The following is a 3313-nucleotide window of genomic DNA, read 5'->3' as shown; positions in this document are numbered from 1 at the left end:
TGAGAACATCACGTTCGATGAAACGACTGGCCAGGGAGGCTATGCCTACACGCCGGAAATATCGACCGATCCAATTACGGAGTCGGAGATACTGACCTATGACCGCCAGGCGATAGCGACGAAGGATGCCGCCTATAAAGTGGCGCTCTATGCAGGAAAGTCAGCATACAATCATACAAATCCGATGGTCGTCGATATGAATGGGCACAACCTGTATCTTGAAGCGAACAGTACGGACAGAGGTCCCATTGCGCTTGCCGCCTACGATGCCACGGGCATCCGCATCGCGAACAGCGGTGCAGAGAAGGTGCTGACGCTCAAATCCACGAACACATCGACGAATCTGAGCAGCGGCGCATGGGGCATTTATGCGCCCGGACAGCTCCAGATCGACGCTCCCGTCGTGATTGACGAAGTTCGTTCCAAGGGAGTCTATGCGTTTGGTGTGGCTACGAACGGTAATGCTGGCTCTGCGCCCAGGGTCACGTTCAACAGCGATTTAACTATGAAATCCCTCGTTTCCGAATATGTGGATCCGAATCATCAGTGGGACGACGGGCGCTATCTTGCAGCCATTACGGCGGTCAAGGATGCCCACGTCACGGTCAAGGGCAATGCCGACATCCGGAACGTCAAGGGCAGCATCCTGCGCGTGACAGGCACGGACGGCATCATCGACATCAGCGGCGGCACGCTCAGCACGGCGGAGGACGCCGATCACACGAAGCAGTACTATGTTGTTCAGGCAAACGTGGGAACGGTGCGGCTCAACAGCCCGGACGGCAATGTCGGAAACAAGAAAATGAACATTTCCGGCGACATGAAGGTCATGCGCGAGTATGGAAAGAGCGACAACGCACAGCTCACGCCTTTCGATTCCAAGGGAACGGTTGTCGCAGCGCTGACCACGTCGGACTCCGACTGGACGGGCGCCGCGACCTATGATGTCGATCGGGTGGAATCTCAGCAGCACCCCGGTGCCTTCACGGCGCATGAAGCGGGGCAAATCGACCTGACGCTGCAAAATGGTGCAGCGTGGACGAACATGCTGAAGTCCGGCGCTCCCACATCCTGGCAGGGCAGCCGTTTGACCCATCTGACAGGCGGTTCCTCGGCGGACAGCGCGGGCATGATCTTCCAGAAGAATGACAAGGACATCACGATCGACAACTACAGCGGTCATACGCGCGTGTTCTACGGACACGACGCAGCTGCGCCGAATACGATGGTGGGCGGTGACTTCCACATAAAGAACGCAGCTGAAAACAGCGCCATCACGCTGACGACGGACAATGCCGGGCTCAATACGGAATCGTGGAGAGCGGCGGACAAGAACCTCGTGAGCGAGACGCTCAACGCGCTGGCGAACAAGCTCTACTACACGGCGTATACGACGAACGAGCGCAACCTCATGGGCAAAGCGGAGATCGCCGAAGGCCTTACGGCGTCGTCTGCGAGCAAGCGCCTTGAGAACATCACGTTCGACGAGACGACGGGACAGGGCAGCTACGCCTATACCCCCGCTGTCGATCCGACGCAGACGAAGACGGAGTTCACGACGCGTCTCCTCGGCACGACAGCAGATCAGGAGTATGTCGACGCGAATGTCAGGCAGTCGGACGGCACGTATTTCTTCACGAAGGATTCGACAATCACCTATAACAATGCAGCGGAGAAGGATGCAGGCGTCATTCATCCGTCAGAGGATGTGAAGATCGACGCATCGGATCATGTGCTGTCGGTTGTGACGAATACGGACGATGGCGGCAAAGCAGCCGCAATCAGAAACAGCGGTGGAAACCTTGACATCAAGGCGGGCACGCTCCGCCTGCAGGCGAATGCGGATGACAAAAAATATATCCCGAATGCCTGGGGCATTCGCAGCGAGAGCGGCACAACGACCGTCTCCGGTATGACGGAAATAGGTGTCTCCTCCTATGCATTGACCGCCGCCGTAGAGGCAAAAGAAGGAACGGTGACGCTGGAAGGTCTGAAGGCGAAGGTCTCTGAGAGTGAGGAAGCCATGGCACTCCTCGCAGGCACGTCGGGTCAGATCTCTGTCAATGCCAAGGAAGGCACGGCCGGCAGCCATACCGTGAAGATGTCCGGCAATGTCGGAGCCATGGGTGACGCGAGCCGCATTGATGTCGCCATGGTAAATCATGACTCCGAACTCAACGGTCTTGCCTTCGGCAAAGGGAAGATCAACTTCTGGCTGCAGGACGGCGCTGTATGGAACAATGACAAATACGGCAGATATGAACCGGATCAAAGATACGCAGGTCTGGGCAAGGATTACGACTACACCTTCGAGGGAAGTCGTCTTGCATCCTTGCGGGGAGGCGCGGACGCCGATCATGCGGGGGTGATCTTCCAGAAGAATGAGAAGGATATCACCGTTGACAACTACAGCGGTCATACGCGCGTATTCTATGCGCACAAAGAAGCGACGCCAACAACGATAGAAGGCGGCGACTTCCGCATAAATAACGCCGCTGAAAACAGTGCCATCACGCTGACGACGGATAGTGCCGGACTCAGGACAGAAGCGGCGAAGGCGGCAGAGAAAAACCTCGTGAGCGAAACCCTCGATGCGCTCGCGAAGAAACTTTACTACACGGCGTATACGACGAGTGAGCGCAATCTCACGGGCAAGGTCGAGATCGCCGAAGGTCTGACGGCGTCGTCTGCAAGCAAGCGCCTTGAGAACATCGCGTTTGATGAAGCGACGGGACAGGGCGGCTATTCCCATACGACTGCCGTCGATCTGCCACAGACAAAGACGGGTTTCACGACGCGCCTTCTCGGAAAAACGGCGGATCAGGAGTACGTTGATGCAAATGTCCGGCTTTCGGATGGAACATATCATTTCACGAAGAATTCGAGCATTACCTATCAGAACGCCCCGTCGGATGAGGTGGGCGCGATCAAGTCGCTCGAAGACATCCATATCGACGCAGAGAGCAATGTGCTGACGGTCAAGAGCGGCGGCAAGACGACAGGTGCAGAAGAGGCCGTTGCCGTAGCGAATGACGACAAGGTGCTCGACATCAAGGCGAAGACGCTGAAGCTCATGGTGGACGATACAACGTCGGCGGCACCTCTCAACTACGCCTGGGGCATTCGCACCGGTGGCGGTACGACGACCGTTTCCGGCATGACGGAGATCGAGGTTGGCGGTGCAAAGGAAAGCATAGCCGTAAACGCAGCCGGCGGCAAGGTGACACTCGACGGACTCCGTGCAAAGACGAATGCCGCCGCCACCGAGGAAGCAGCTTCGCTGCTTGCACAAGCGGACGGACATATCGAAGTC

The 3313-nt window shown here is 57.1% G+C and carries 1 pseudogene; it reads left to right on the top strand.

The window, feature by feature from the left end:
• A pseudogene (locus QZ177_RS10440) lies at window positions 1-3313 on the top strand (autotransporter outer membrane beta-barrel domain-containing protein); the annotation flags it as partial.

The organism is uncultured Selenomonas sp. (assembly GCA_905372355.1).
GTDB lineage: Bacteria > Bacillota > Negativicutes > Selenomonadales > Selenomonadaceae > Selenomonas.
Note: the sequence above shows the minus strand (reverse complement) of the source record. Positions and strands in the feature narration are given on the sequence as shown.